The organism is Citrobacter sp. CK191 (assembly GCF_030333435.1).
GTDB classification, from domain to species: Bacteria; Pseudomonadota; Gammaproteobacteria; order Enterobacterales; family Enterobacteriaceae; genus Citrobacter_B; species Citrobacter_B koseri.
On record NZ_JAOWFX010000033.1, the window covers coordinates 350,776 to 371,333 of the forward strand.

A 20,558-nucleotide genomic window follows, 5' to 3' on the forward strand; every position below is an offset into this window, starting at 1 on the left:
TTGTATGTGATCTTTCGTGTGGGTCACCACTGCAAATAAGGATATAACATGCCTGTTATTACTCTTCCTGATGGCAGCCAACGCCATTACGACCACGCTGTAAGCCCCATGGATGTTGCGCTGGACATAGGTCCAGGACTGGCGAAAGCCTGTATCGCAGGTCGCGTTAATGGCGAACTGGTTGACGCGTCCGATCTCATTGAAAACGACGCTCAGCTGGCAATCATCACCGCGAAAGATGAAGAAGGTCTGGAGATCATTCGTCACTCCTGCGCGCACCTGTTAGGGCACGCGATTAAACAACTTTGGCCGAACACCAAAATGGCTATCGGTCCGGTTGTCGATAACGGTTTTTACTATGATATTGATCTCGACCGTACGTTAACCCAGGAAGATGTCGACGCGCTCGAAAAACGGATGCACGAGCTTGCTGAGAAAAACTACGACGTCATTAAGAAGAAAGTGAGCTGGCACGAAGCGCGTGAAACCTTCGTGAAGCGTGGCGAAACCTATAAGGTTTCTATTCTTGATGAGAATATTGCGCATGATGACAAGCCGGGCTTGTATCATCATGAAGAATATGTCGATATGTGCCGTGGCCCGCACGTGCCGAACATGCGTTTCTGCCATCACTTCAAACTGATGAAAACCGCAGGGGCATACTGGCGTGGCGACAGCGACAACAAGATGCTGCAACGTATTTATGGTACGGCGTGGGCGGATAAAAAATCCCTGAACGCCTATCTGCAACGCCTTGAAGAAGCCGCCAAGCGCGACCACCGTAAAATCGGTAAGCAGCTTGACCTGTATCATATGCAGGAAGAAGCGCCGGGTATGGTGTTCTGGCATAACGACGGCTGGACTATCTTTCGTGAACTGGAAGTCTTTGTGCGTTCTAAGCTCAAAGAATATCAGTATCAGGAAGTTAAAGGCCCGTTCATGATGGACCGTGTGCTGTGGGAAAAAACCGGGCACTGGGAAAACTACAAAGATGCGATGTTCACTACCTCTTCAGAGAACCGTGAATACTGCATCAAGCCGATGAACTGCCCGGGCCACGTGCAGATCTTCAACCAGGGTCTGAAGTCCTACCGCGATCTGCCGCTGCGTATGGCGGAATTCGGTAGCTGCCACCGTAACGAACCGTCAGGCGCCTTGCATGGCCTGATGCGCGTACGTGGCTTCACCCAGGATGATGCGCATATCTTCTGTACTGAAGAACAGATTCGCGATGAAGTGAACGCCTGTATTCGTATGGTCTACGATATGTACAGCACCTTTGGCTTCGAGAAGATCGTCGTCAAACTTTCCACTCGCCCCGAAAAACGTATCGGTAGCGATGAAATGTGGGATCGTGCTGAGGCGGATCTGGCCGTTGCGCTGGAAGAAAACAACATCCCGTTTGAGTATCAACTGGGTGAGGGCGCATTCTACGGTCCGAAAATTGAATTTACCCTGTATGACTGCCTCGATCGTGCATGGCAGTGCGGTACGGTACAGCTGGACTTCTCTCTGCCGTCTCGTCTGAACGCCTCTTATGTTGGCGAAAACAACGAGCGTCAGGTGCCGGTGATGATTCACCGCGCGATTCTTGGGTCAATGGAACGTTTCATCGGTATCCTGACTGAAGAGTTCGCAGGCTTCTTCCCGACCTGGCTTGCGCCGGTTCAGGTAGTGGTGATGAACATTACCGATACTCAGTCTGAATACGTTAACGAATTGACGCAGAAACTACAAAATGCGGGCATTCGTGTAAAAGCAGACTTGAGAAATGAGAAGATAGGCTTTAAAATCCGCGAGCACACTTTACGTCGTGTCCCTTACATGTTGGTCTGTGGCGACAAAGAGGTAGAAGCAGGCAAAGTAGCCGTGCGTACCCGTCGTGGCAAAGACTTGGGCAGCCTGGACGTAAATGAAGTTATCGAGAAGCTGCAACAAGAGATTCGCAGCCGCAGTCTTCAACAACTGGAGGAATAAAGTATTAAAGGCGGAAAACGAGTTCAAACGGCGCGTCCTAACCGTATCAATGGCGAAATTCGCGCCCAGGAAGTTCGCTTAACAGGTCTGGAAGGCGAGCAGCTTGGTATTGTGAGTCTGAGAGAAGCTCTGGAAAAAGCTGAAGAAGCTGGAGTAGACTTAGTCGAAATCAGCCCTAACGCCGAGCCGCCGGTTTGTCGTATAATGGATTACGGCAAATTCCTCTATGAAAAGAGTAAGTCTTCTAAGGAACAGAAGAAAAAGCAAAAAGTTATCCAGGTTAAGGAAATTAAATTCCGTCCTGGTACAGATGAAGGCGACTATCAGGTAAAACTCCGCAGCCTGATTCGCTTTCTCGAAGAGGGCGATAAGGCCAAGATCACGCTGCGTTTCCGTGGTCGTGAGATGGCCCACCAACAGATCGGTATGGAAGTGCTTAATCGCGTGAAAGAAGATCTGGCTGAACTGGCAGTTGTCGAATCCTTCCCTACGAAGATCGAAGGCCGTCAGATGATTATGGTGCTCGCTCCTAAGAAGAAACAGTAAGGCCTTCAAGTAGCAATTCCTGTGGAGCCTTCGGGCTTCACAGATTTTGTTCGCCTGGGTTTCGTTTATTAACAATGCGAAGTGGAAGTTATTAAAATGCCAAAAATTAAGACCGTACGCGGTGCTGCTAAGCGCTTCAAAAAAACCGGTAAAGGTGGTTTTAAGCACAAGCACGCTAACCTGCGTCATATTCTGACCAAAAAAGCGACCAAGCGTAAACGTCACCTGCGCCCGAAAGCCATGGTTTCCAAAGGCGATCTGGGTCTGGTAATCGCGTGCCTGCCGTACGCATAAGCCGTTAACGTTTTTTTTAACTTTTTTATGCCCAATAGATTTCGCATGTCGCAAGGCGGTTAACGCCGCGAAAATGTGAAAGATGAGGGCGAATCAGAATAGATACAGGAGAGCACTATGGCTCGCGTAAAACGTGGTGTAATTGCACGCGCACGTCACAAGAAAATTTTGAAACAAGCCAAAGGCTACTACGGTGCGCGTTCTCGCGTATACCGCGTTGCCTTCCAGGCAGTTATCAAAGCTGGTCAGTATGCTTACCGTGACCGTCGTCAACGTAAGCGTCAGTTCCGTCAACTGTGGATTGCGCGTATCAACGCAGCAGCACGTCAGAACGGTATTTCTTACAGCAAATTCATCAACGGCCTGAAAAAAGCCTCTGTTGAAATCGACCGTAAGATCCTGGCTGACATCGCAGTATTCGACAAAGTAGCGTTCACCGCTCTGGTTGAAAAAGCGAAAGCAGCTCTGGCATAAGCCAGTGAAAAGAGGGAGCCTGGCTCCCTCTCTTTTATTTGTAGTGCAATCAATCAGTTGACAATTTATCCGTAACCCTTTTCAATAAAGGTTGTCCGGTTTTACCACACAAGGTAACGCAAGCATGAATGCTGCTATTTTCCGCTTCTTTTTTTACTTTAGCACCTGACTCCAGGAGGCTAGCGCGTGAAAGAAGAAACGAAAAACAGCGCGAAAAAGCCTCCTGATGGAGGCTTTTTTTGTACCTGAAATCGAGAGATTAAGTCCAACGAACCGGTGTCTTCACCGACACAATGAGGAAAACCATGTCACATCTCGCAGAGCTGGTTGCCAGTGCGAAGGCAGCCATTAACCAGGCGTCAGATGTTGCCGCGTTAGACAATGTACGCGTCGAATATTTGGGCAAGAAAGGGCATTTAACCCTTCAGATGACGACCCTGCGTGAATTGCCGCCAGAAGAGCGTCCGGCAGCCGGCGCGGTTATCAATGAAGCAAAAGAGCAGGTACAACAAGCGCTGAACGCGCGCAAAGCGGATTTAGAAAACGCGGCGCTGAATGCACGTCTGGCGGCGGAAACCATCGACGTTTCTCTGCCTGGGCGTCGTATTGAAAACGGTGGTCTGCATCCGGTAACACGTACCATTGATCGTATTGAAAGTTTCTTCGGTGAGCTTGGTTTTACCGTGGCGACTGGCCCGGAGATCGAAGACGATTACCACAACTTCGATGCGCTGAACATTCCAGGCCATCACCCGGCCCGTGCTGACCACGACACTTTCTGGTTTGATGCCACCCGTCTGCTGCGTACGCAGACTTCCGGCGTGCAGATTCGTACTATGAAAGAACAGCAGCCGCCGATCCGTATTATTGCGCCGGGCCGAGTGTACCGTAACGACTACGATCAAACGCACACCCCGATGTTCCATCAGATGGAAGGGCTGATTGTTGACACCAACATCAGCTTCACCAACCTGAAAGGCACGCTGCACGACTTCCTGCGTAACTTCTTTGAAGAAGACCTGCAAATCCGTTTCCGTCCTTCTTACTTCCCGTTCACGGAACCGTCCGCAGAAGTGGATGTAATGGGCAAAAACGGCAAATGGCTGGAAGTGCTGGGTTGCGGGATGGTGCATCCGAACGTTCTGCGCAACGTGGGCATCGACCCGGAAATCTACTCTGGCTTCGCGTTTGGTATGGGGATGGAGCGTCTGACCATGCTGCGTTATGGCGTGACCGATCTGCGCTCATTCTTCGAAAACGATCTGCGTTTCCTCAAACAGTTTAAATAAAGGCAGGGTAAAACAATGAAATTCAGTGAACTGTGGTTACGCGAATGGGTGAACCCGGCAATCGACAGCGATGCGCTGTCGGATCAGATTACGATGGCGGGTCTGGAAGTGGATGGCGTTGACGCCGTCGCCGGTGAGTTCAACGGCGTGGTTGTGGGTGAAGTGGTGGAGTGCGGCCAGCACCCGAACGCAGATAAACTGCGCGTTACGAAAGTGAACGTGGGCGGCGAACGCCTGCTGGATATCGTCTGTGGCGCGCCTAACTGCCGTCAGGGGCTGAAAGTAGCCGTTGCAACTATCGGCGCGGTTCTGCCGGGCGATTTCAAAATCAAAGCCGCTAAACTGCGCGGCGAGCCGTCGGAAGGGATGCTGTGCTCCTTCTCCGAACTGGGGATTTCCGACGACCATAGCGGCATCATCGAATTACCGACGGATGCGCCGATCGGAACCGATATCCGTGAATACCTGAAGCTTGACGATAACACCATTGAAATCAGCGTGACGCCGAACCGCGCCGACTGCTTAGGGATCATCGGTGTGGCGCGTGATGTCGCTGTCCTGAACAAAATCGCGCTGGTTGAGCCGGAGATCGCACCTGTTGCAGCCACCATCAATGACACGCTGCCGATCGCGGTTGAAGCGCCGGATGCCTGCCCGCGCTACCTGGGTCGCGTGGTGAAAGGCATTAATGTTAAAGCGCCTACGCCGCTGTGGATGAAAGAGAAGCTGCGTCGCTGCGGCATTCGTTCCATTGATGCTGTCGTTGACGTCACCAACTATGTACTGCTTGAACTGGGTCAGCCGATGCATGCCTTTGACAAAGATCGTATTGAAGGCGGTATTGTCGTGCGTATGGCCAAAGAGGGCGAAACCCTGGTGCTGCTGGACGGCACAGAAGCGAAGCTGAGCACCGATACGCTGGTGATCGCGGATCACCACAAAGCGCTGGCGATGGGCGGTATCTTTGGCGGCGAGCATTCCGGCGTGAATGAGGAAACGCAAAACGTGCTGCTGGAATGCGCGTTCTTTAGCCCGCTGTCTATTACCGGTCGTGCGCGTCGCCACGGTCTGCATACGGATGCTTCCCACCGCTATGAGCGTGGTGTGGACCCGGCGTTGCAGTACAAAGCAATGGAGCGCGCCACCCGCCTGTTGATCGACATTTGCGGCGGCGAAGCCGGTCCGGTTATCGACGTCACGAATGACGCCACGCTGCCGAAACGCGCGACCATTACGCTTCGTCGTAGCAAGCTGGATCGTCTGATCGGGCATCACATTGCCGATGAGCAGGTGAGCGATATTCTGCGTCGTCTGGGCTGCGAAGTGACTGAAGGTCAGGACGAGTGGAAAGCGGTCGCGCCGAGCTGGCGTTTCGACATGGAGATTGAAGAAGATCTGGTCGAAGAAGTGGCCCGCGTGTATGGCTACAACAACATTCCTGATGAGCCGATTCAGGCGGGTTTAATCATGGGGACTCACCGTGAAGCCAACTTGTCGCTGAAGCGTGTGAAAACCATGCTCAATGACAAAGGCTACCAGGAAGTGATCACCTATAGCTTTGTCGATCCGAAGGTTCAGCAACTGCTGCATCCGGGCGAAGAAGCGCTGTTGCTGCCAAGCCCGATCTCCATTGAGATGTCGGCGATGCGTCTTTCACTGTGGACCGGCCTGCTGTCAACGGTGGTCTATAACCAGAACCGTCAGCAGAATCGCGTGCGTATCTTTGAAACCGGTCTGCGTTTCGTGCCGGATACCCAGGCAAATCTGGGCATTCGTCAGGATCTGATGCTGGCAGGGGTGATTTGCGGCAACCGTTATGACGAGCACTGGAATCTGGCGAAAGAGACCGTTGATTTCTATGATCTGAAAGGCGATCTGGAAGCGGTGCTGGATCTCACCGGCAAACTGGCCGACATTCAGTTCAGGGCGGAAGCGAATCCGGCGCTGCATCCTGGGCAGTCCGCGGCGATTTATCTGAAAGGTGAACGCATTGGTTTTATTGGGGTTGTTCATCCTGAGCTGGAACGTAAACTGGATCTGAACGGTCGCACTCTGGTGTTTGAACTGGAGTGGAATAAGCTCGCAGACCGCGTGGTGCCTCAGGCGCGCGAGATTTCGCGCTTCCCGGCTAACCGTCGCGACATCGCGGTGGTGGTCGCAGAAAACGTTCCCGCAGCGGATATTTTATCCGAGTGTAAGAAAGTTGGCGTAAATCAGGTAGTTGGCGTAAACTTATTTGACGTGTACCGCGGTAAGGGTGTTGCGGAGGGTTATAAGAGCCTCGCTATCAGCCTGATCCTTCAGGATACCAGCCGTACACTCGAAGAAGAGGAGATTGCCGCTACCGTCGCCAAATGTGTAGAGGCATTAAAAGAGCGATTCCAGGCATCATTGAGGGATTGAACCTATGGCGCTTACAAAAGCTGAAATGTCAGAATATCTGTTTGATAAGCTTGGGCTTAGCAAGCGGGATGCCAAAGAACTGGTCGAGCTGTTTTTCGAGGAGATTCGTCGTGCTCTGGAAAACGGTGAGCAGGTGAAACTCTCTGGTTTTGGTAACTTCGATCTGCGTGATAAGAATCAACGTCCGGGACGTAACCCGAAAACGGGCGAAGATATTCCCATTACAGCACGGCGCGTGGTGACCTTCAGACCCGGACAGAAGTTGAAAAGCCGGGTTGAAAACGCTTCGCCCAAAGAAGAGTAATCTGATCTAACTAAAAAGGCCGCTTTGCGGCCTTTTTTCTTTCCTGTGATGGTTACGCACCGTAAAATCAACATCATCCCTTTTCAGCTGAATGGAAAACATGCTGACTTTTGCCTGCCAACAACAGCGCCGCAATGTGCGCTGGTTATCCAGTCTGTCGGTGCTTATGCTGCTGGCAGTGGTATTAAGCCTGTGCGCCGGAGATCAGTGGATAGCCCCTGGCGACTGGTTCAGCGCCCGTGGTGAACTGTTTGTCTGGCAGATACGACTCCCTCGCACGCTTGCTGTTCTGCTGGTAGGCGCCGCGCTGGCGCTGTCAGGCGCGGTAATGCAGGCGTTATTTGAAAACCCGCTTGCCGAGCCCGGATTGCTTGGCGTCTCCAACGGCGCTGGCGTGGGCCTTATTGCCGCAGTGCTACTGGGGCAAGGTCAGTTACCCGGCTGGGCGCTGGGGTTCTGCGCCATTGCCGGCGCGCTTATCATCACACTTATTCTCCTGCGATTTGCCCGTCGACATTTATCAACCAGCCGCCTGCTGCTGGCGGGCGTTGCGCTTGGCATTATTTGCAGCGCGATGATGACGTGGGCCATCTATTTTTCAACCTCCTTCGACCTGCGCCAGTTGATGTACTGGATGATGGGCGGATTCGGCGGGGTGGACTGGCAGCAGGCCTGGCTGATGATTGTCCTGATCCCGGTTTCACTCTGGATTTGCTGCCAGTCGCAGCCGATGAATATTCTGGCGCTGGGCGAAACGTCCGCGCGTCAGCTGGGGCTGCCGCTGTGGTTCTGGCGCAATTTGCTGGTGGTCGCCACGGGCTGGATGGTCGGCGTTAGCGTTGCGCTCGCGGGTTCGATTGGGTTTATCGGCCTGGTGATCCCACATATCTTACGGCTTTGCGGTCTGAGCGATCATCGCGCTTTGCTGCCGGGCTGCGCGCTGGCGGGGGCGATAGCTCTGCTGCTGGCGGATGTTATCGCCCGTCTGGTGCTGGCGTCGGCGGAACTGCCTATCGGCGTAGTGACGGCGACGATGGGGGCGCCGGTCTTCATCTGGCTATTATTAAAATCCAGGCGCTAGCCAAAATGAGAAATGAGGAAGTCATTAGTATGTGGCAACGGATGAAATGGGGTCTGTGTGTGCTGGCGGCACTCAGCGGTTCTGCGATGGCCGCACCACTGACGGCGCAATACGTGTCGACTATCGCGACGCAGGAAGAACAGCGTCTTCATGCCCGGATTGGCATTGCGGTACTTGATACGGCGACCAACAGTATCACCCATTATCGGGGAGAAGAACGGTTCCCGTTAAACAGTACGCACAAGCCGCTGTTATGCGCAGCGTTATTACGCGAAGTCGACAGGAAGGTGCTGGCGCTTTCTGCTTCAACGCAGTTTGAATCCTCGCAGCTGGTGGAGTATTCGCCGATTACTGAAAAACATGTGGTGCCAGACGCCATGAGCTGGGCGCAATTGTGCAGCGCGGCGGTAAGCTACAGCGATAACACGGCCGCCAATCTCATCGCCAGGAAGCTCAACGGGCCGCAGGCCGTCACGCAGTTTTTGCGTGATTCGGGGGATACAATAACCCGCCTCGATCGCTATGAGCCTGAACTGAACAGCGCCATTCCCGGCGATGAACGCGACTCCACGACGCCTGTCGCGATAGCGCAGACGCTCAATACGCTACTGCTGGGGAACGTGTTGCAGCCATCCTCAAGAGAGCAGCTTATGCAATGGATGCGGGACGACAAAGTGGCTGACAGTCTGCTGCGTTCGGTCTTGCCGGACGGCTGGAAAATCGCGGATAAAACCGGGGCGGGCGACAACGGCTCGCGTTCTATTGTTAGCGTTGTCTGGCCGACATCACAAAAACCTCTGCTCGTGGTTATCTATATTACACAAACTCCGGCGACAATGGCGCAGCGTGACGCCGCGATTGTCCGCATCGGGGAGTCGCTGTTTTCAACACTCGCAGTCTATGATTAAAAGCTGATATTTGATCACTCACATCCGCCTGTTATATGGGAGACGCTATGCAAGATACCATTCTCAACACTGAAGTGACGACGATCGACGGGGATGTCACCACGCTTGAGAAGTACGCCGGAAACGTACTGCTGGTGGTTAATGTGGCCTCGAAATGTGGCTTAACGCCACAATACGAACAGCTGGAAAATATTCAGAAAGCCTGGGCCGATCAGGGCTTTACGGTGTTAGGTTTTCCCTGCAACCAGTTTCTTGGTCAGGAACCTGGCACTGAAGAGGAGATTAAAACCTATTGCAGCACCACCTGGGGCGTCACATTCCCGATGTTCAGCAAGGTTGACGTCAATGGTGAGAACCGCCATCCACTGTATCAGAAGTTGATTGCCGCAGCGCCTGCCGCCGTTGCGCCGGAAGGTAGCGGTTTCTATGAGCGCATGGCGAGTAAAGGCCGCGCGCCGCTTTACCCGGACGATATTTTGTGGAACTTTGAGAAGTTTTTAATCGGCAGGGATGGACAGGTCGTACAGCGTTTCTCACCGGACATGACGCCTGAAGATCCGGGGATGGTGGAAAGTATCAAAATCGCGTTGGCAAAATAATGATCTCGTTGATGCAGTTACAGGATGTTGCCGAAACGACGCGTCTGGGGCCGCTTTCCGGCGACGTTAAGCCTGGCGAGATTCTTCACCTCGTGGGGCCGAATGGGGCAGGGAAAAGTACGCTGCTGGCGCGTATGGCGGGCTTAACCTTCGGGGAAGGCACCGTCATATTCGACGGCGCGTCGCTGGAGACATGGCCTGCGGCGAAACTGGCTCAACATCGGGCCTATCTCGCGCAGCAGCAGAATCCCCCATTTTCAATGCCGGTCTGGCATTTCCTGACGCTGCATCAACCTGATAAAACGCAAACGAACCTGCTGAATGACGTTGCGCAGGCGCTTGGGCTGAGCGACAAGCTGGGGCGGAGCGCGAATCAACTCTCCGGCGGCGAGTGGCAGCGTGTACGTCTGGCGGCGGTGATATTGCAAATTCACCCTCACGCTAACCCGCACGGGCAGCTTCTGCTACTGGATGAACCGATGAACAGTCTGGACGTTGCGCAACAAAACGCGCTGGATAGGCTGCTGAGCCAGCTATGCAGCCAGGGTATCGCCATCGTGATGAGCAGCCATGACCTTAACCATACTCTGCGCCACGCGCATCGCGCCTGGTTGCTGAAACAGGGGAAATTGATCGCCAGCGGGCGGCGTGACGAGGTGCTGACGCCGCCAAATCTGGCCCGGGCATACGGCATGAACTTCCGTCGGCTGGACGTTGAAGGCCACAGAATGCTCATATCAACCACTTAAGTTAAATGGGTTCTTGAAAAACACATAATTTCCACGCTAAATAGAAGCAAGAATAAAAAGATAGAGGATTCGTCCTGAATGCGCTTTTGGCTTCTTCTTATCGCAGCACTGTTTTTGGCAGGGTGTAGCAGCCATCGTGCGCCAGCACCTAACGCCAGGCTTTCGGATTCCATTATGGTTATCGCGGGCCTGAACGATCAGCTACAGTCCTGGAGAGGTACACCGTATCGCTATGGCGGAATGAGCCGTAGCGGGGTGGACTGCTCGGGATTTGTGTTGATGACGATGCGCGACAAATTTGATTTACAACTGCCGCGTGAAACGCGCCAACAGTCAAAAATTGGTACGGAAATCGACAAAGATGAACTGCTGCCCGGCGACCTGGTCTTTTTTAAAACTGGATCGGGGGAAAGTGGTTTGCACGTCGGCATTTATGATACCAACAATCAATTTATTCATGCGTCTACCAGCCGTGGCGTGATGCGCTCATCGCTCGACAATGTCTACTGGCGGAAAAATTTCTGGCAGGCGAGACGTATTTAATGCTATCGATGGTAAAGCGGATACCCAGCGGCCGCTTCATCATCTATATTTAAGAAATTGATTTTTCATTGTCTGAATGCCAGGGCTATCGTGAGTTATCAGAAATAGTTTTAACCCTACATTTTGCAAAAGTATTTTTAGTCAAAATGATTTATCTGGTGTCTTGCGGAAAATGCAAAACTGGATATTGGTTTATAATCGAGATAAGCTAAAAAAAGGACCCGGTTTACCGGCTAAAAAGGAAAAAATGAAAGCACCTCCAGTCGTATCAGAAATGACATCTTTCTTCGTTCTTTCTTACAGGATGCCGGATTACACCCATGCAGCGGGGCTGGCACAATGATTGTTTCACTGGATAACTTTTATCATTCTCACCTTTATTTTGTTCCTGCCCGAACCGAGAAAGAGAAACTCGTCGGCCTGGAGATTGTTGCAAACTTTGTCACTGAAGACGGTAATGTCCGTATGCCGACGGAGCTGGTCATGCCGCGCCTGTCAGCAGAAGAACAGCGTTGTCTGTTCGAAGAAAAACTCGCATTGCTGGAAACGTGCCAACATTTTTTTATTCAACATAAACTTATTGCCTGGATTAATTTAACGTCAGCCGTCGTCGCATCATTATTATCAGACGGCGAGTTTGTATCCCATGTAAGGCGCTTTCCATTTTTGGAACTGATGATTAATGAGAATTATCCTGAATTAAGTCTTGGGAAAGAGAATCAAATTCTGGCTGAGTTAGCCGGACGATTTCCCCTCATCCTTGCCAATTTCGGCGCTGGCGATACATCGATAAAAGCGATCTTTGATGGTCTCTTCAAACGCGTCGCGCTGGATAAAAACTTTGTCCAGCAAAGATCCGCAAGTCTTTCTTTTGAACCCTTTATGCAGGCTATTATTTCGCAGATATCACCGTGCTGTGATTCGATAATGATTGCGGGTATTGATACTGAAGAGATGCTGGTGCGGATATCATCAATGGGATTTAGCGCGCTGCAAGGATGTTTATGGCCTGCCGTGCCAGCGAGCCAGGTTACGACGCTGGTTCAGGGATAACCTTTTTATTTGCTGGTGTTTAAGCGGGTATTAACCGTCTACACTACAGGCAGGAGGCTCTATGACCCTGTCTTTTACATCCCGCTGGCGTGACGAACTGCCAGCCACATATACAGCACTTTCTCCAACTCCTCTGAGTCATGCCCGCCTGATTTGGCATAACGATGCGCTGGCGCAGCAGCTGGCGATACCACCTTCGTTGTTTGCTATGGAAAACGGCGCAGGCGTATGGGGCGGCGAGTCATTACTGCCCGGCATGTCGCCTCTGGCTCAGGTTTATAGCGGCCATCAGTTTGGCGTCTGGGCCGGCCAGCTCGGTGATGGACGCGGTATTCTGTTAGGCGAACAACTGCTGGCGGACGGCAGTACGCTTGACTGGCACCTGAAAGGCGCCGGACTAACGCCATACTCCCGCATGGGCGACGGGCGAGCAGTGCTGCGCTCAACGATCCGTGAAAGTCTGGCCAGCGAGGCGATGCACTATCTTGGCATCCCCACAACGCGGGCGCTGTCTATTGTCACTAGCGACACGCCTGTTTACAGGGAAACGGTTGAATCCGGCGCGATGCTCATGCGTCTGGCGCAAAGCCATATGCGTTTCGGTCATTTCGAACATTTTTACTATCGACGTGAGCCGGATAAAGTCCGTCAGCTGGCCGATTTTGCGATTCGCCATTACTGGCCGCAATTTCAGGCGGAAGAGGACAAGTATGCGCTCTGGTTCCGGGACGTTGTGGCGCGCACGGCGAGGTTGATTGCTGACTGGCAAACGGTAGGTTTTGCGCATGGCGTGATGAACACCGATAACATGTCTGTACTGGGGCTGACGATAGATTATGGTCCTTTCGGTTTCCTGGATGATTATCAGCCAGGGTTTATCTGTAACCACTCCGATCACCAGGGGCGCTATAGCTTCGATAATCAACCGGCTGTCGGATTGTGGAATCTGCAACGCCTGGCGCAAACCCTGTCGCCGTTTATGCCGGTCGATACGCTGAATGATGCGCTGGATGGCTATCAGCTGGCGCTGCTCACGCGCTACGGGCAGCGCATGCGGCAAAAACTGGGCTTCTTTACCGAACAAAAAGAGGACAACGCGCTTCTCAACGAGCTTTTTGCCCTGATGGCGCGCGAAGGCAGCGATTATAGCCGAACGTTCCGTATGTTGAGTCAGACTGAGCAACAGAGCGCGGCATCGCCGCTGCGTGACGAATTTATCGATCGCGCGGCCTTTGACGGGTGGTTCAGCCGTTACCGGGCACGTTTACAGCAGGAGCAGATGGATGACGCAACGCGTCAACAGCACATGCAGGGCGTGAATCCTGCGGTGGTGCTGCGCAACTGGCTGGCGCAACGCGCGATAGCCAGCGCTGAGCAGGGGGATATGGGCGAATTACATCAACTGCATCAGGTTCTGCGCGACCCCTTTACCGACAGAGATGACGATTATGTCAGCCGTCCGCCGGACTGGGGTAAACGGCTGGAAGTCAGTTGCTCAAGCTGATTGCTACTTGGTCAACAGCAACTTACCTGCCTGCGTCTTGCGCAGCAGGTATTCCTGGCCGTCATGATCGATGATGACTTTGCCTTCAGGGCCTAGCAATGTCTGGCTGCTGATACGCCGCTCGGCAGCAGGGGAAGGGGGCACGCTGTCTCTTTCCTTAAAATGAAGTAACTCAATGTCGTCCATATGTGGCATATCGCTAATTAATAATAATCAGTTTAACAATGATTATTATTATCAATATTGTGTATAGCGACAGCAAGTGTTAATTCTGGTAGCAAATCAGGCGAGTGGGGAATGCGTGGAGGGGAAAGAAGCGCGCCCATCCCCGCGAGGATGGGCATGATGTCAAAAACGGCTATCAACCGCTGAGGCAAGTTTTTCTAACAGTAATTCAGTATCTTCCCAGTTCAGGCAAGGGTCGGTAATGGACTGACCGTACACCAGCGGCTGACCGCTGACGATTTTCTGCGTACCTTCACGCAAGAAACTTTCGGCCATGATCCCGGCAATCGCGGTAGAACCGTTACGGATTTGCTGGCAGATATCATCACAAACTTCTAACTGGCGGCGATGCTGCTTCTGGCAGTTACCGTGGCTGAAGTCCACCACCAGGTGTTCCGGCAGACCAAACTCATGCAGCGTATCGCAGGCGGCAGCGATGTCTTCCGCGTGGTAATTCGGTTTTTTACCGCCGCGCATGATGATATGGCCGTACGGGTTCCCGCTGGTCTGATAAATCGTCATCTGGCCAGTTTTATCCGGCGAGAGGAACATATGGCTGGCGCGCGACGCGCGAATCGCATCAACGGCGATGCGCGTGTTGCCATCGGTCCCGTTTTTAAACCCAACCGGGCAGGAGAGCGCGGAAGCCATTTCACGGTGAATCTGGCTTTCCGTCGTGCGCGCGCCAATGGCGCCCCAGCTGATCAAATCGGCAATAAACTGGCCGGTGACCATGTCGAGAAATTCGGTGGCGGTGGGGACTCCCAGCTCATTGACCTGCAACAGCAACTTGCGCGCCAGTTCGAGGCCATGATTTACGCGGTAACTGCCATTTAAATCGGGATCGGAGATGAGGCCTTTCCAGCCCACAACCGTGCGCGGTTTTTCAAAATAGGTGCGCATAACGATTTCCAGACGCGCCTGATGCGTGTTGCGCAACGTTTGCAAGCGCGTTGCGTATTCCATCGCAGCGTCCAGATCGTGAATCGAGCAGGGGCCGATGATCACCAGCAGGCGGCGATCTTCACCATTTAATATTTTTTCAATCCGGCGTCGGGAGTCAGTAACGTGGCTGGCGACGGAGGATGATACAGGATGACGTAGCGCTAGCTCAGCAGGGGTGACCAGGCTGTCAATACGCGCGGTACGCAGTTCGTCGGTTCTGTTCATTACAAGTCTCAGAAATTTGTTGCTTCAACGGCAGGACTACCGGGAAGTGATGGGCATCACAATAACACACTTCAACCTTCACCTGCTGATTTCAAATGCGAGGCGTTTCACACCTCGCAAGCAGAGCGGCATGATAGCAAAAAATTGAACTCTTGCACTAGTTTGTTAGTACATTCGACGATTCAGCCCCATGATGTCGAGAATCTTGGTGGCAATTTCTTCTACCGAATAGTTAGTACTGTTCAGGCAAGGGATCTGATTTTTACGGTAGAGCGCTTCAACTTCCGCAACCTCCATCCGGCACTGGCGTAGCGATGCGTAGCGGCTGTTTTCACGGCGTTCCTCGCGGATTGCCGCCAGACGTTCCGGGTCAATGGTCAGGCCAAAAAGCTTATGCTGTAGCGGTTTAAGCGACGTGGGCAACACCAGGTTATCCATATCGTCAGCAATAAAGGGGTAGTTCGCCGCCCGGATGCCAAACTGCATCGCCAGATAGAGGCTGGTCGGCGTTTTTCCGCAGCGTGAAACCCCCAGCAGGATCACCTGCGCCTGATCCAGATTGCGCAAGGAGATCCCATCGTCGTGCGCAAGGGTATAGTCGATTGCCGCGATACGCGCGTCATACTTGTTGAGGTTGCCGGGGTTAAGCCCGTGGGTGCGATGCGCGATTGGCGTTGGGTCGAGCTTCATTTCCTGCTGTAGCGGCGCCACCAGCGCCTGCACGATGTCCTGACAGAACCCTTCGCTTTGTAAGATGATGGCGCGAATTTCCGGCAGAACAATCGAATAGAACACCAGCGGACGCACGCCAGTTTGCTGATAAATCGCGTCGATCTGATCTTTCACGGCCCTGGCGCGACTCTCGTTTTCAACGAACGGCAGCGTAATGCTGCTGATGGTCACAGGGAATTGCGACATCACCGCATGACCCAAAACCTCGGCGGTGATGGCCGTACCATCGGAAATATAAAAAACATGGCGATCAACAACATTATCCATTTTGTTTATCCTGAGGAGCAAACATAATTATCTGAAAGCATAAATTAAAATTTGCCAGAAGCGTATATCACGATGCTTATTTCATAAAATGAAACGCTATTTTTATATTAAGTGAAAAGTGCATTTCATTTTTCGGAACTTATGTTTATACCGACAGTTTTTGGGGAGATCGCCCGTCGCCCGTGGGTTTGCGCAAATGCGTAAACAATCTGAAAAAATAAAAAATAAATCTGCTTGAACGATTCACCGTTTTTTTCAGGGGTTTAAATATGCAAAGATAAATACGCAATAATGTAGTTTCTAAACTCGTTCATTTATCACAAAAGGATTGTTCGATGTCCAACAATGGCTCGTCACCGCTGGTGCTTTGGTATAACCAACTCGGCATGAATGATGTAGACAGAGTTGGGGGCAAAAATGCCTCCCTGGGTGAAATGATTACTAACCTTTCCGGTATGGGTGTTTCCGTACCGAATGGTTTTGCAACGACCGCCGATGCGTTTAACCAGTTTCTGGATCAAAGCGGCGTAAACCAGCGTATTTATGAACTGCTGGATCAAACGGATATTGACGATGTCACCGCGCTGGCGAAGGCCGGCGCGCAGATCCGCCAGTGGATTATCGACACTCCTTTCCAGCCAGAGCTGGAAAACGCTATTCGCGATGCCTATGCACAGCTCTCTGCGGATGATGCGCAGGCGTCTTTCGCCGTGCGCTCGTCCGCAACGGCTGAAGACATGCCGGATGCCTCTTTCGCCGGCCAGCAGGAAACCTTCCTCAACGTGCAGGGTTTCGATGCGGTGCTGGTGGCGGTGAAACATGTTTTTGCCTCGCTGTTTAATGACCGCGCTATCTCTTATCGCGTTCACCAGGGGTATGACCATCGCGGCGTCGCGCTCTCCGCTGGCGTACAGCGGATGGTGCGCTCCGACCTGGCCTCGTCCGGGGTTATGTTCTCTATTGATACCGAGTCCGGTTTCGATCAGGTGGTGTTTATCACTTCAGCCTGGGGTCTGGGCGAGATGGTAGTGCAGGGCGCAGTCAACCCGGATGAATTCTACGTGCATAAACCGACGCTGGCGGCGAATCGCCCGGCGATCGTTCGTCGCACGATGGGGTCGAAAAAAATCCGAATGGTTTACGCGCCAACCCAGGAGCACGGCAAGCAGGTCAAAATTGAAGATGTGCCGCAGGAACAGCGCGACATCTTCTCGCTGACCAACGAAGAAGTGCAGGAACTGGCGAAACAGGCCGTACAGATTGAGAAACACTACGGTCGCCCGATGGATATCGAATGGGCGAAAGACGGCCATACCGGCAAACTGTTTATTGTACAGGCCCGCCCGGAAACCGTCCGTTCTCGTGGTCAGGTAATGGAGCGCTACACGCTGCATGCGCAGGGGAAAGTGGTCGCGGAAGGCCGCGCCATCGGACATCGCATTGGCGCGGGGGCGGTTAAAGTCATCCACGACATTAGCGAAATGAACCGTATCCAGCCTGGCGACGTGCTGGTGACTGACATGACCGACCCGGACTGGGAACCGATCATGAAGAAAGCGGCGGCCATCGTGACCAACCGTGGCGGTCGTACCTGCCACGCGGCCATTATTGCCCGTGAGCTGGGGATTCCGGCGGTTGTCGGCTGCGGCGACGCGACGGAACGCATGAAGGATGATGAAAACGTCACCGTTTCTTGCGCCGAAGGCGATACCGGCTATGTCTATGCTGACCTGCTCGACTTCAGCGTCAAAAGTTCAAGCGTGGACACCATGCCCGATCTGCCGTTGAAAGTCATGATGAACGTCGGTAACCCGGATCGCGCCTTTGACTTCGCCTGCCTGCCGAATGAAGGCGTTGGCCTGGCGCGTCTCGAATTTATTATCAACCGAATGATTGGCGTGCACCCTCGCGCACTGCTGGAATTTGATGACCAGGACGCGAAACTGCAAAACGAAATCCGCGAGATGATGAAAGGCTTCGATTCACCGCGTGAGTTCTATGTCGGTCGTCTGACAGAGGGCATTGCGACGCTGGGCGCGGCATTTTATCCGAAACGCGTTATCGTGCGCCTGTCGGATTTCAAATCGAACGAATACGCCAACCTGGTGGGCGGCGAGCGTTACGAACCCGATGAAGAGAACCCGATGCTGGGCTTCCGTGGCGCCGGTCGCTATGTCTCTGACAGCTTCCGTGATTGCTTCGCGCTGGAATGTGAAGCGGTGAAACGCGTGCGCAACGATATGGGACTGACCAACGTGGAGATCATGATCCCGTTCGTACGTACCGTTGAGCAGGCGAAAGCGGTAGTTGACGAGCTGGCGCGTCAGGGGCTGAAGCGGGGTGAGAACGGGCTGAAGATCATCATGATGTGTGAAATTCCGTCCAATGCCCTGCTGGCTGAACAATTCCTGGAGCATTTTGACGGCTTCTCGATTGGTTCTAACGACATGACGCAGCTGGCGCTGGGTCTGGATCGCGACTCCGGCGTGGTTTCTGAACTGTTCGATGAGCGCAACGAGGCGGTGAAAGCGCTGCTGTCGATGGCGATCCGCGCGGCGAAGAAACAAGGCAAATATGTCGGCATCTGTGGTCAGGGGCCGTCCGATCACGAGGACTTCGCCGCCTGGCTGATGGAAGAGGGAATCGACAGCCTGTCGCTGAACCCGGACACCGTCGTACAGACCTGGTTGAGTCTGGCTGAACTGAAAAAATAAGCGTCAGCGCTGATCCTAATCCGCAACGGCTCCCGTAAAAAGGAGCCGTTTTTTTGCGATGCGCGCTATCCCGCCCGACGTTATGCGTGGGCATATCAGAATTGTTGGCGGTGGAGAAAAGGGGTGTGAGGGCAGGCACTTAAAAAAAGGCCCATCGTGGGAGATGGGCAAAGACTACACACAGCAATTCGTTGTTTCACTCAGGGGATTTCCATGCTTATAAATCAAGGCGTTGATTTATAACCGTGCCCTAATAGTAGGCGTGGAGATTTTTTGCGTCGATCAGATTCGTCCCAATAGTTTAAAAACTATGAAGAATTTGCGACGTAAATGAATTACGTAAGGAGGATTACGCCATAAGGCAGGTTGGTCAGGATGCTAATTGATGAGCAATGCTAAAGTATCGGCCGACCGAATGCGTCGATCGGCCGATGGGGTTTATTTATGGCTGTCCTCAATCTCCCCCAGTTCTTCGAGGAGTTCGTCAGGGTCGTTTCCCGGCGCGGGCACTTCATGCACCCATGCGGAGAACAGACGCCAGGAAACCGCCAGCAATACCGGACCGATAAACAGACCGATCATTCCAAAGGCAATCAGCCCGCCGATAACGCCAGAGAGAATCAGGATCAGCGGCAGGTCAGCGCCCATACGAATCAATACCGGGCGAATCACGTTATCCAGCGTACCGACCACGCAGCTCCACACCAGCAGCACCGTGCCCCAGGTCGTATCGCCCGTCCAGTACAGCCAAATGATTGCCGGGATTAACACCGGTAACGGCCCCAGTTGCACCAGGCAGGAGAGGATCATGACGACCGTCAGCAGCGTTGCGTAAGGCACGCCGGAAATGGCGAGGCCAATCCCGCCGAGAATTGCCTGAACCAGCGCGGTGACAACCACACCCAATGCAACGGCGCGGATGGCCTGGGCCGCCAGCAGCACGGCGGCATCGCCGCGTTTCGCGGCCAGACGACTGGCAAAGTGGCGGATGCCCAATGCCACCTGTTCGCCGCGCCAGTACAGCAGGGCGCTGAACAGCAGCATCAGACCACAGTGCATCATAAAGCGACCGATATGCGCGGCCTGACCCACAAACCAGGTCGTGGTGGTGCCAATATAAGGACGCACTTTCGCCATGATCGCCGTGCCGCCCATATCCAGCAGGTTGTGCCACCCGGCATACAATTTGGCGCCAATCAGCGGAATACTGTTTAACCAGGCCAGGTCGGGCAACGTCATGTCGCCGGCGGTGACGGCGTGGATGAGCGGGCCGCTACCGTCCACGATGCTGTTGACCAGCAGGGCGATGGGAATAATGAACAGCAGAACCAACAACAGCGTCATAACCAGAACGGCCAGAGAACGGCGGCCCCAGAGTATTTTCTGTAAACGTAACAAAACGGGCCAGGTCGCAATAACGATCGTACCCGCCCATGCAAAACCAAGGACAAAGGGACGCACAATCCACAAGCAGGCCACGATCATGATGGCTAAAAACAGCACCGACAGCAGCACTTGCGCGATATCCCTGGGCTGACGAAGATTTACCATAAATACCTTTTCACCTTTTCTGTGCGTCAGAACGTTGACGCGACGCGAACACGCGAACCTTACCCCATAATGATGAGCAATTTCAGCGGTTTTTAACAGGCGGATTCTGCCTGTAATTCTGCTGGGCGTGTAAGAAAAAAATGTGATACAACAAACAGAGCAACACGCAAACGAT

21 protein-coding genes, 1 other RNA gene and 1 other annotated feature are annotated in these 20,558 nt (G+C 53.1%); of the genes, 17 read left to right on the forward strand and 5 right to left on the reverse strand.

The features are described 5' to 3' along the window. Positions 1 to 48: 48 nt before the first annotated feature. From thrS to selO, 16 genes are all read left to right on the forward strand, one after another. On the forward strand, positions 49 to 1,977 hold the full coding sequence (gene thrS, locus OGV82_RS19090; RefSeq protein WP_047457364.1) for a threonine--tRNA ligase: 1,929 nt from the start codon (positions 49 to 51) through the stop codon (positions 1,975 to 1,977). Between the two features lie 3 nt (positions 1,978 to 1,980). Beyond that, positions 1,981 to 2,523, forward strand: a complete 543-nt coding sequence (infC, locus tag OGV82_RS19095) for a translation initiation factor IF-3 (RefSeq protein ID WP_047457361.1) — start codon at positions 1,981 to 1,983, stop codon at positions 2,521 to 2,523. 96 nt (positions 2,524 to 2,619) lie between these two features. Further along, complete coding sequence (gene rpmI / locus OGV82_RS19100) at positions 2,620 to 2,817, forward strand: 50S ribosomal protein L35 (RefSeq protein ID WP_001124225.1); 198 nt, start codon at positions 2,620 to 2,622, stop codon at positions 2,815 to 2,817. Positions 2,818 to 2,934: 117 nt separating this feature from the next. Further along, on the forward strand, positions 2,935 to 3,291 hold the full coding sequence (gene rplT, locus OGV82_RS19105) for a 50S ribosomal protein L20 (protein WP_000124850.1): 357 nt from the start codon (positions 2,935 to 2,937) through the stop codon (positions 3,289 to 3,291). A gap of 119 nt (positions 3,292 to 3,410) precedes the next feature. Beyond that, positions 3,411 to 3,534 (forward strand) — a sequence feature (Phe leader region). Beyond that, on the forward strand, positions 3,416 to 3,460 hold the full coding sequence (gene pheM, locus OGV82_RS19110) for a pheST operon leader peptide PheM (RefSeq protein ID WP_001386830.1): 45 nt from the start codon (positions 3,416 to 3,418) through the stop codon (positions 3,458 to 3,460). Its footprint overlaps the feature before it by 45 nt. A 62-nt stretch (positions 3,535 to 3,596) precedes the next feature. Further along, positions 3,597 to 4,580 (forward strand): phenylalanine--tRNA ligase subunit alpha, encoded by a 984-nt coding sequence (gene pheS / locus OGV82_RS19115; protein WP_024130384.1) that lies wholly within the window; start codon positions 3,597 to 3,599, stop codon positions 4,578 to 4,580. 15 nt (positions 4,581 to 4,595) lie between these two features. Further along, positions 4,596 to 6,983 (forward strand): phenylalanine--tRNA ligase subunit beta, encoded by a 2,388-nt coding sequence (gene pheT / locus OGV82_RS19120; RefSeq protein WP_012132607.1) that lies wholly within the window; start codon positions 4,596 to 4,598, stop codon positions 6,981 to 6,983. 4 nt (positions 6,984 to 6,987) lie between these two features. Further along, positions 6,988 to 7,287 carry an integration host factor subunit alpha gene (gene ihfA / locus OGV82_RS19125; RefSeq protein ID WP_001229266.1) on the forward strand — a complete coding sequence of 100 codons (300 nt, stop codon included), beginning with the start codon at positions 6,988 to 6,990 and terminating at the stop codon, positions 7,285 to 7,287. 100 nt (positions 7,288 to 7,387) lie between these two features. Further along, complete coding sequence (gene btuC, locus OGV82_RS19130) at positions 7,388 to 8,368, forward strand: vitamin B12 ABC transporter permease BtuC (protein ID WP_101744282.1); 981 nt, start codon at positions 7,388 to 7,390, stop codon at positions 8,366 to 8,368. Positions 8,369 to 8,409: 41 nt separating this feature from the next. Continuing rightward, a complete protein-coding gene (gene bla, locus OGV82_RS19135; RefSeq protein ID WP_072025336.1) occupies positions 8,410 to 9,276 on the forward strand; it encodes a class A beta-lactamase in 867 nt (288 codons plus the stop codon). Positions 9,277 to 9,323: 47 nt separating this feature from the next. Continuing rightward, entirely contained in the window at positions 9,324 to 9,875 is a 552-nt protein-coding gene (locus OGV82_RS19140; protein ID WP_024130381.1) for a glutathione peroxidase, read from the forward strand. Next, a complete protein-coding gene (gene btuD / locus OGV82_RS19145; protein ID WP_101744283.1) occupies positions 9,875 to 10,624 on the forward strand; it encodes a vitamin B12 ABC transporter ATP-binding protein BtuD in 750 nt (249 codons plus the stop codon). Before OGV82_RS19140 ends, btuD begins: the two co-directional genes overlap by 1 nt. A gap of 78 nt (positions 10,625 to 10,702) precedes the next feature. Beyond that, positions 10,703 to 11,167: a C40 family peptidase gene (locus OGV82_RS19150; RefSeq protein WP_012132602.1), complete on the forward strand. Its 465-nt coding sequence runs from the start codon at positions 10,703 to 10,705 to the stop codon at positions 11,165 to 11,167. Positions 11,168 to 11,339: 172 nt separating this feature from the next. After that, on the forward strand, positions 11,340 to 11,510 hold the full coding sequence (locus OGV82_RS19155) for a hypothetical protein (RefSeq protein WP_153257548.1): 171 nt from the start codon (positions 11,340 to 11,342) through the stop codon (positions 11,508 to 11,510). Further along, positions 11,507 to 12,220: an EAL domain-containing protein gene (locus tag OGV82_RS19160; RefSeq protein WP_101744284.1), complete on the forward strand. Its 714-nt coding sequence runs from the start codon at positions 11,507 to 11,509 to the stop codon at positions 12,218 to 12,220. The genes OGV82_RS19155 and OGV82_RS19160 overlap by 4 nt, the downstream gene beginning before the upstream one ends. A gap of 61 nt (positions 12,221 to 12,281) precedes the next feature. Beyond that, positions 12,282 to 13,724, forward strand: coding sequence for a protein adenylyltransferase SelO (selO, locus tag OGV82_RS19165; RefSeq protein WP_047457346.1), 1,443 nt, complete (start codon positions 12,282 to 12,284; stop codon positions 13,722 to 13,724). Positions 13,725 to 13,727: 3 nt separating this feature from the next. Here the strand turns inward: selO and hemP are convergent, their stop codons facing one another. The 3 genes from hemP to ppsR form a co-directional block, all read right to left on the reverse strand. After that, on the reverse strand, positions 13,728 to 13,919 hold the full coding sequence (hemP, locus tag OGV82_RS19170; RefSeq protein WP_047457344.1) for a hemin uptake protein HemP: 192 nt from the start codon (positions 13,917 to 13,919) through the stop codon (positions 13,728 to 13,730). Positions 13,920 to 14,072: 153 nt separating this feature from the next. Further along, positions 14,073 to 15,119: a 3-deoxy-7-phosphoheptulonate synthase AroH gene (aroH, locus tag OGV82_RS19175; protein ID WP_012132596.1), complete on the reverse strand. Its 1,047-nt coding sequence runs from the start codon at positions 15,117 to 15,119 to the stop codon at positions 14,073 to 14,075. Between the two features lie 165 nt (positions 15,120 to 15,284). After that, positions 15,285 to 16,118, reverse strand: coding sequence for a posphoenolpyruvate synthetase regulatory kinase/phosphorylase PpsR (gene ppsR / locus OGV82_RS19180; RefSeq protein WP_012132595.1), 834 nt, complete (start codon positions 16,116 to 16,118; stop codon positions 15,285 to 15,287). Positions 16,119 to 16,453: 335 nt separating this feature from the next. On the opposite strand from ppsR, the gene ppsA reads away from it, so the two are divergent. Further along, positions 16,454 to 18,832 (forward strand): phosphoenolpyruvate synthase, encoded by a 2,379-nt coding sequence (ppsA, locus tag OGV82_RS19185; protein WP_012132593.1) that lies wholly within the window; start codon positions 16,454 to 16,456, stop codon positions 18,830 to 18,832. A 139-nt stretch (positions 18,833 to 18,971) separates the two neighbouring features. Here ppsA and rprA read toward each other — a convergent pair. Both rprA and ydiK read right to left on the reverse strand, forming a co-directional pair. Further along, positions 18,972 to 19,079: antisense sRNA RprA (gene rprA, locus OGV82_RS19190), an RNA gene on the reverse strand. A 191-nt stretch (positions 19,080 to 19,270) separates the two neighbouring features. Beyond that, on the reverse strand, positions 19,271 to 20,383 hold the full coding sequence (gene ydiK, locus OGV82_RS19195; protein WP_047457341.1) for an AI-2E family transporter YdiK: 1,113 nt from the start codon (positions 20,381 to 20,383) through the stop codon (positions 19,271 to 19,273). Between the last annotated feature and the right edge of the window lie 175 nt (positions 20,384 to 20,558).

What these genes read in the sequence shown, in the direction of transcription:
- thrS (WP_047457364.1), top strand. Translation starts at nt 49, where the DNA reads ATGCCTGTTATTACTCTTCCTGATGGCAGCCAACGCCATTACGACCAC.
- rpmI (WP_001124225.1), top strand. Translation starts at nt 2,620, where the DNA reads ATGCCAAAAATTAAGACCGTACGCGGTGCTGCTAAGCGCTTCAAAAAA.
- rplT (WP_000124850.1), top strand. Translation starts at nt 2,935, where the DNA reads ATGGCTCGCGTAAAACGTGGTGTAATTGCACGCGCACGTCACAAGAAA.
- pheS (WP_024130384.1), top strand. Translation starts at nt 3,597, where the DNA reads ATGTCACATCTCGCAGAGCTGGTTGCCAGTGCGAAGGCAGCCATTAAC.
- pheT (WP_012132607.1), top strand. Translation starts at nt 4,596, where the DNA reads ATGAAATTCAGTGAACTGTGGTTACGCGAATGGGTGAACCCGGCAATC.
- ihfA (WP_001229266.1), top strand. Translation starts at nt 6,988, where the DNA reads ATGGCGCTTACAAAAGCTGAAATGTCAGAATATCTGTTTGATAAGCTT.
- btuC (WP_101744282.1), top strand. Translation starts at nt 7,388, where the DNA reads ATGCTGACTTTTGCCTGCCAACAACAGCGCCGCAATGTGCGCTGGTTA.
- bla (WP_072025336.1), top strand. Translation starts at nt 8,410, where the DNA reads ATGAAATGGGGTCTGTGTGTGCTGGCGGCACTCAGCGGTTCTGCGATG.
- OGV82_RS19140 (WP_024130381.1), top strand. Translation starts at nt 9,324, where the DNA reads ATGCAAGATACCATTCTCAACACTGAAGTGACGACGATCGACGGGGAT.
- btuD (WP_101744283.1), top strand. Translation starts at nt 9,875, where the DNA reads ATGATCTCGTTGATGCAGTTACAGGATGTTGCCGAAACGACGCGTCTG.
- OGV82_RS19150 (WP_012132602.1), top strand. Translation starts at nt 10,703, where the DNA reads ATGCGCTTTTGGCTTCTTCTTATCGCAGCACTGTTTTTGGCAGGGTGT.
- OGV82_RS19155 (WP_153257548.1), top strand. Translation starts at nt 11,340, where the DNA reads ATGCAAAACTGGATATTGGTTTATAATCGAGATAAGCTAAAAAAAGGA.
- OGV82_RS19160 (WP_101744284.1), top strand. Translation starts at nt 11,507, where the DNA reads ATGATTGTTTCACTGGATAACTTTTATCATTCTCACCTTTATTTTGTT.
- selO (WP_047457346.1), top strand. Translation starts at nt 12,282, where the DNA reads ATGACCCTGTCTTTTACATCCCGCTGGCGTGACGAACTGCCAGCCACA.
- hemP (WP_047457344.1), bottom strand. Translation starts at nt 13,919, where the DNA reads ATGCCACATATGGACGACATTGAGTTACTTCATTTTAAGGAAAGAGAC.
- aroH (WP_012132596.1), bottom strand. Translation starts at nt 15,119, where the DNA reads ATGAACAGAACCGACGAACTGCGTACCGCGCGTATTGACAGCCTGGTC.
- ppsR (WP_012132595.1), bottom strand. Translation starts at nt 16,118, where the DNA reads ATGGATAATGTTGTTGATCGCCATGTTTTTTATATTTCCGATGGTACG.
- ppsA (WP_012132593.1), top strand. Translation starts at nt 16,454, where the DNA reads ATGTCCAACAATGGCTCGTCACCGCTGGTGCTTTGGTATAACCAACTC.
- ydiK (WP_047457341.1), bottom strand. Translation starts at nt 20,383, where the DNA reads ATGGTAAATCTTCGTCAGCCCAGGGATATCGCGCAAGTGCTGCTGTCG.